Annotated in this window: 5 protein-coding genes and 1 pseudogene; 5 read left to right on the top strand and 1 reads right to left on the bottom strand. The window is 40.4% G+C overall.

Translation table 11 applies throughout. From position 1 onward, the window contains the following. Positions 1–374, bottom strand: a pseudogene (locus R2S67_RS22280) (serine/threonine protein kinase); the annotation flags it as partial. 312 nt (positions 375–686) lie between these two features. Here R2S67_RS22280 and tagH point away from each other — a divergent pair. The 5 genes from tagH to tssM all read left to right on the top strand — a co-directional run. Then, positions 687–1886, top strand: a complete 1200-nt coding sequence (gene tagH / locus R2S67_RS22275) for a type VI secretion system-associated FHA domain protein TagH (RefSeq protein WP_317347111.1) — start codon at positions 687–689, stop codon at positions 1884–1886. 11 nt (positions 1887–1897) lie between these two features. After that, positions 1898–2353, top strand: a complete 456-nt coding sequence (gene tssJ / locus R2S67_RS22270) for a type VI secretion system lipoprotein TssJ (RefSeq protein WP_256894165.1) — start codon at positions 1898–1900, stop codon at positions 2351–2353. Between the two features lie 21 nt (positions 2354–2374). Next, positions 2375–3700 carry a type VI secretion system baseplate subunit TssK gene (gene tssK, locus R2S67_RS22265; RefSeq protein WP_152814369.1) on the top strand — a complete coding sequence of 442 codons (1326 nt, stop codon included), beginning with the start codon at positions 2375–2377 and terminating at the stop codon, positions 3698–3700. Positions 3701–3711: 11 nt separating this feature from the next. Beyond that, positions 3712–5004 carry a type VI secretion system protein TssL, long form gene (tssL, locus tag R2S67_RS22260; protein WP_317347110.1) on the top strand — a complete coding sequence of 431 codons (1293 nt, stop codon included), beginning with the start codon at positions 3712–3714 and terminating at the stop codon, positions 5002–5004. Between the two features lie 16 nt (positions 5005–5020). Next, positions 5021–6863, top strand: a 1843-nt coding sequence (gene tssM, locus R2S67_RS22255) for a type VI secretion system membrane subunit TssM (protein ID WP_317347109.1), incomplete at its 3' end; no start/stop codon positions are given.

Raw genomic sequence — 6863 nt, 5'->3', positions numbered from 1 at the left:
ACGTAAGGGGCTTCTGAACCTGAAGATTCTAATATCTTGTCTTTTGCCAAATAAACATCACAAAGTCCGCCATGGCCAAGAACCGACTCGATTTCATATCGATTTTTGACAGTTGTGCCTATTAAATTTTCATTAATAACATCTTTGTCATTATTTGATGTGTTATTTTTATTGTTTATTTTCTTATTAACTAACGGAGTGTTTTCTTTTTGAGACAGTTTTGTATTTGTTTCATTTTTATTTTGAACGGAGCCTTCATTGCTAGCGACTTTATTTGATTGAATTGCATTGTCTCGCTTTTGAGTCTTTACAATTTTAGTTTTGTCTCCGCTATCTTTATTATTTATAGAATTGTTTTTATTGCTGTCTTCCATCACAAGAACTCCGTATAAATGATGGGGGAATATATACCTTTCTGCTCAATGAAAAGTCATTATGTTAGAATTTCTCGGCCAAACTAACATTCGTTTTTTTATTGATGAAAGTCTAAGTGTCAAAAATTTGAACTTGGTTGGATAATTAAAATTGTTGAACAATACGTGATTGCTTTGATAAAAAAATGATTCATTATTCCGTGCATGATTTTCAATGGCAGATTTAAGGTTTTTATTAATCTTACTGTTAATAAGAAAGTGACTAATAATAAAATTAAAAATAATATTTAGCAGGTCTTTGGCGAGGTTTACATGAAGTTGGTTTTAACCATAACAAGTTTTCACAAATTTACTCCAGAGATTGAGAGTGAGTTTGTGTTTGAATCAAGTGATGAGCATGCCAAAGTTACATTTGGTCGGTCTGAACAATGTGATTGGACACTGCCAGACCCTGAAAGAGTAGTATCCGGAACTCACGGAGAGCTCATCAAGTTTGGTGATAAATACTTGATAAAAGACTTATCAACTAATGGCACGTTTGTTAATAACGCTGTGACACCTGTGGGCCAAGGAAATGAGATTGCACTAAGTGACGACGATACGGTTAGTTTAGGGGATTACCAAATTTCAGTAAGTATTCAAACTAGCACTGAGGCATTCAATAATCAGGAAAATAACTTTCGTTCCAGTTCAGAACCTGAAGCATTCTCGAGTTCATCTGAAGCAGAGTTTGTAGACCTCGGCCTTAGTGCCAGTGAGCTTTTGAATGAGAGTGTTCCTTCTGACTTTCAATTAGATATTGGCTTAGTCGATGATTTTATTGATATCCCCAAACCAGAAAAACAGAGTGTAGATCCTACACCTACACCTGTACCGGAAACCCCGCGACAACTAGAACGTCAACCAACTCCCAAATTTGATAGTAAAGGGAGCGAGCTTGCGGCGTTCATTAAAGGAGCGGGTATTGATCCAACGATGATTCCCAGCGACAACAGAGAGCAATGGTTTGAACAACTGGGGGAATCATTTTCTTTGATGTTAGTTGGTTTAATGGAAACGCTGCACAATCGAGCGGTATTTAAACAAACAAATCGACTTAGTCATACTGCGTTTCGGAAGTCAGAAAATAATCCTCTGAAGTTCTCTGCGAATTTAGAAGATGCAATTCATAACTTATATAACCGTCAAACTGCAAGTTTCCTAAAACCAAGTGCAGCCATTAAAGAAGCGTTTAGTGATATAGAAAGTCATGAACAAGCGTTAATGAAAGGTGTTGAGGGTACGGTTTCAAGTGTTATGTCGCTTGTTGAGCCTACGTCGATATACTCAGAAGCTTTAGCTAAAGACACGGTTATTAATAAGGTTATTCCAGCAAGGAAATATGCTCAAAGTTGGAAGCGGTTTGAGGATATTCATGAAAAGCTATCCGATGACATTGTCAATAAAGAATCTCCATTTTATTTAGAAGATTTCGCTAAACACTATGAGTTAGCATTAAAAAATAAAAGCTAGGAAATAGGGTGATGAAAAGAGTTTATCAGTACATTTTGTTATTAATTTCAATGGTTTTATTTGGATGCTCAGCAGCCAATTTAGTTGTTGACCCATATTCAGACTTAGAGATAACAGCAAATCACAATATTAACCCTGACTCCAATGGTAGGCCATCCCCTGTAGTCGTGTATGTTTTTGAATTAACATCAAATACCCTTTTTGAAAGTCAGGATTTTTTTTCAATTTATGAAGAAAGTGAAAAAGTCTTAGGCCCTGATTTAGTGAATAAATATGAAATATCATTAACTCCAGGTCAGAAAGAAACATATCAGGCAAGTATGTCTCCAAAGACTGAATACTTAGGCATCGTCGTAGCGTTTCGAGATATTGAAAATTCAAATTGGCGACAAGTCATTGAAGTGGATAAGACCGGTTACAACACCTATCAAATTCTGTTAGAAGATCTGTCTTTGGTCGTAAAATAACGTTTAGTTGGCTAATTATAAATGACGCAATACTCCAAGACGGCTTGGTGCGAAGGGATGTTTTTACGTCCCCAGCACTTTCAACAACATGAACGCGCAACCTCTCTAGAATTCAAAGGCTTACATCAGTTTGGTGGGGCTTATAATTGGGGGGTTTGGAAATGTCGAGTAAAAGAACATGCATTAAAAGATGGTCTGATTGAATTAGATCACTTTGAGGCAGTTTTGCCAGATATGACTCTGGTTAATACCTTAACAGCCAGCGATTCGGTTGTGCCTTTATTTATTGATAAAGACGTAGAAAATACGTTAGTAAAAATCACTCTTCCCCTTTCAAATGTCAAAGGTAAAAATGTATCTGATGTAAGTGAGGCGATCGTTTCTCGTTATGTACTTAAAGACGTTGACGTTATAGATAATCTCACTGGGCAGGATGAAGAAACGATTCAAGTCGCAGCCCTAAACCTGGAACTGAAAGCCAGCAATGACAAATTAGCGGGTTATGTTGAGTTACCGATTTTGAAAATAAAAGAGGTAACGGCAGAAGGCGAAGTAATACTAGACGATTCGTATGTTCCACCGCTTATCAATTTACTTAGTGACAAAGTTATGTCGGCTTACTTGCGTAACGTTATTGCGATGACAAAGATGCGTGCCGACGTTATTGCGCAGCGATTGATTAAGGGCAAAGCCGCATCTGCATCTGCTGTTGATTTCATCATGCTACAAATGTTGAACAGGTATGAGGCGATGTTAAAGCACTTTAGTGACCTAGACAGGCTACATCCATTGGAATTAGCTACGACCCTGAAAGGTTATATTGGTGAATTAGCTACGTTTTCTGACAAAACCAAGAGGATGCCAAGCTTACTTACATACGATCACTTAGATGTATCAAGTGTTTATAGCGAATTGAATCAAGTTCTGAGTCAATATCTGAGCGTTGTCCTTGATCAAACAGCAAGCAAACTTCCTTTGGAGCCACGACAATATGGAATTCAAGTGACGCCACTTCCAGATAAGCGTTTACTTGAATCATGCCAGTTTGTGCTTGCGGTCAAAGCTGATACGACAACAGATGAAATCAGACGTTTAGTCCCGGCGCAGCTCAAGTTTGGACCAGCGGAGCAGATTCGTGATCTGATCAACAATCAGATTAATGGCATAAACGTAGCGCCATTGAGTGTAGTACCGAGGCAGATCCCTTACCAAACGGGTTATGTCTACTTCGAAGTAGTCAAGAAAGGCCCGTTTTGGATGAGGCTGAAAGACAGTGGTGGTATTGCGCTGCATTTATCGGGGCATTTTCCGAATGCTGACCTTGAGCTGTGGAGTATTAGTCAATAGGTGTGCTCAGTATGGAACAAACGATCGTAAAACCAACACCGGGTGGAAGAGCACCCGCACCGAAACCACAATCAGAAAAGTCAGCAGATAATACGGTAGTTATCTCAAAAAGTCCTGAATTGGTGAATAACGATTCAGTGGTTGCTTATGGGAACAACCCTTTATTGGCAGAAGCGAATGGTCTTTTATCCATTATTGGTCAAATTCGAGCGACAGCGACTCATTCTGACCCGTTGTTTCTAAAAGAGACGTTGGCACAAAAACTTAGAGATTATGAGAACCGACTACGCCACCACGACGTTGATTTGGACACTATTGATACGGCTCGTTACTGTTTGTGTTGCTCGTTAGATGAAGCGGTGCTCAATACTAATTGGGGGGGGCATTCATTTTGGAGCCATGACTCATTGCTTAGTTCTTTCTATGCCAGCAGCCAGGGTGGGGAAGCGTTCTTTAAGTACCTTGATAAGTGCATGGCACAACCAGATACAAATTTAGATTTGCTTGAATTGATGTACGTGTGCCTATCGCTTGGGTTTCTCGGCCAATATCGTTTGGAAAAAAACGGACTGGAGTCTCACCGAAAACTGAGAAGGCAGATTATCGCTATTCTTAAGTCTTACGGAAGAGGGATACCTCAAGAGCTAAGCAATAGTATCGAACAACACATTTTGAATGGCTCTAAGGCTTCCGACAGAGCTCCTCTCTGGGTTGTGTGCTCCGTAACGGCTGCATTATTGGTTTGTATATTTATGTATTTTAGCTATGAGCTAAACAAGGCTTCCAACCGCACCTTTTCTCAATTAGTCAATTTGGTTCAACCGCAACAGCTTAACCAAGATGCAACGTCAGAATCAAAATCAGCGCCAATTGCAGAAAGGATCTCTATGTATCTGGCAACCGAGATCGGGAAGGGGCTAATTAACGTCGAGCCGTTGCAAGACAGGGTAAGAATTTCGTTAAAGTCGCAAGATCTATTTGAATCAGGTAGTGCTGATGTTGTTGCGTATATCCAACCCGTAATTTCTAAACTCGCTAGAACGTTGGAGTCGACCCAAGGCAAGATCATTGTGACAGGTCATACCGATGATAGGCCAATTTTCACGAGTAAATATCCTTCGAACTGGCATCTATCACTAGCTCGAGCTACTGCTATGTCTGAACAACTTATCTCGAATAGCGCACTAGAAGGTCGAGTCATACCAGAAGGTCTGGGTGATGCAAGACCATTGGTTGAAAACAATAGTGACGAAAACCGAGCTATTAACCGTCGAATTGAAATCGACCTCCTTGTCGCGAATTAATAACAGGTAGATAGAGATGCGTATTAAAGAAATTGGCAGAATATTTACTCAAAGGTGGTTTCTCGGTCTTATCGGTGTCGCTGCTTGTTCAATTTTTATTTGGGTTGTTGGTCCACTTATCACGATAGCGGGATATGAGCCACTAAAGAGCGACTTCCAACGACTCGTCACGATTTTGGTGCTGGTGTTTGTGTGGGCTTTATTCAACGTGACTAAGCAGCACAAGCAAAAAGTTAAAGAAGACGAAAGTATTCAAACGTTACTTGAGGTTGATAGTCAATCAGATAAAGAAGCGGCGAGTGAAATTGACTTAATGCGCGAGCGTATTGAGCAAGCTGTCAAAGTAGTAACGAAAACACATAAAGGAAAGCGAAGCTTATATGACTTGCCTTGGTATGTGTTGATCGGCCCTCCAGGGACAGGGAAAACAACAGTGTTAAAGCAGTCAGGGCTAGAGTTTCCGTTAGCGGATAGCCTTGGTTCTGACTCTATTGCTGGAGTCGGTGGAACTCGTCATTGTGATTGGTGGTTTGCAAATAAAGCCGTTCTGATTGATACGGCCGGTCGATACACGACACAAGACAGTCAAGAAAAAGTCGACTCTAAAGCATGGCACGGCTTCTTAGGGTTGTTGAAAAAATATAGAACGCAAAGGCCAATTAATGGTGCAATTGTCACGATCAGTTTAGCCAGTGTGATGTCGCAGACGAGAACCGAGCGAAGCCTTCATGCTCGAGCTATCAAGTCGCGCCTTCAAGAACTGAAGAATCAGTTAGGGATGCAATTTCCTATTTACGTACTACTGACCAAAATGGATTTAGTCGCGGGTTTCAATGAGTTCTTCTCTGATCTAAGTAAGGAAGAGCGTGAGGAATTGTTCGGTTTCATGTTTCCGCGTGAAGTGGCTGATGAAAGAGGGGTTATTTCTTTATTCAATAAAGAATTTCATGGCATGTTGGAGCGACTTGATGCTCGAATGCTGAGAATCCTTGAAACTGAAGATGATTTAGAGAAGCGAGCACTTATTTTTGAATTTCCTAAACAGCTAAGGGTATTGCAAGCTAACCTTGATGAATTTTTAGCGGAAATATTTGCACAAAATAGTTTTGAAGAGCCAGCCTTGATTCGTGGTGTGTTTATGTTGAGCTCGGTCCAAGAAGGCTTACCAGTCGATAAGTTAATGAATGAATCGACCAATGGACTTGGACTAAATCGCCTCGCTCTAGCAAAGAGCCCAACAGGGTCTCATAGTTATTTCGTGAAGAACTTGTTTGATAAGGTTATTTTCAAGGAACAACTGTTAGGAACGGTTAATCGTCACTATCAAAAGCAGTCAGGGTGGATGCGCCGAGGTGTTTACATTGGCTGTGCTTCTCTACTGCTAGGTGCGTCTTCACTTTGGCTTATGAGCTACAAGTGGAATTCTCAGCTGATTGTCGATACCAATGAGCAAGCCGGCCATATTGAAGCAATGATTGGTGCTGAGAGCCTAGATTTTGAGGCGGATATTATCTCAGCCGTAGAGACATTAGACCGATTGATGACGCTTCCTCTAGGAAAGCAAAGCAACTACGGCGATGCTGATTCCGTAAAAAGGTTTGGTCTCTATCAAGGAGATAAAGTCTCACAGGCGGCGAACAATGCATATTCTGATGCGTTGACCCAATATTACGCTCCCTTGCTTCTTGATAGCTTGGTGACGGAAATGGAAAGTAATCAACAGCATCGAGAGTATTTGTATGAAACGTTGAAAACTTATTTGATGTTATTTAATCCAGACAAATACCAACAAGATGAAGTGTTGGCTTGGTTTAACTTCTATTTTGAACGTCAATATCCGGGTGAACTAAATATAGACT

The sequence above is a fragment of the Vibrio sp. T13N genome (genome assembly GCF_032970445.1).
Classification (GTDB): domain Bacteria; phylum Pseudomonadota; class Gammaproteobacteria; order Enterobacterales; family Vibrionaceae; genus Vibrio; species Vibrio diabolicus.
The sequence above is the reverse complement of the archived record's forward strand: the minus strand, read 5'-3'. Positions and strand labels throughout refer to the sequence as shown.

Excerpts from the sequence above, each read along its gene's own strand:
- tagH (WP_317347111.1), top strand. The coding sequence starts at position 687 with ATGAAGTTGGTTTTAACCATAACAAGTTTTCACAAATTTACTCCAGAG.
- tssJ (WP_256894165.1), top strand. The coding sequence starts at position 1,898 with ATGAAAAGAGTTTATCAGTACATTTTGTTATTAATTTCAATGGTTTTA.
- tssK (WP_152814369.1), top strand. The coding sequence starts at position 2,375 with ATGACGCAATACTCCAAGACGGCTTGGTGCGAAGGGATGTTTTTACGT.
- tssL (WP_317347110.1), top strand. The coding sequence starts at position 3,712 with ATGGAACAAACGATCGTAAAACCAACACCGGGTGGAAGAGCACCCGCA.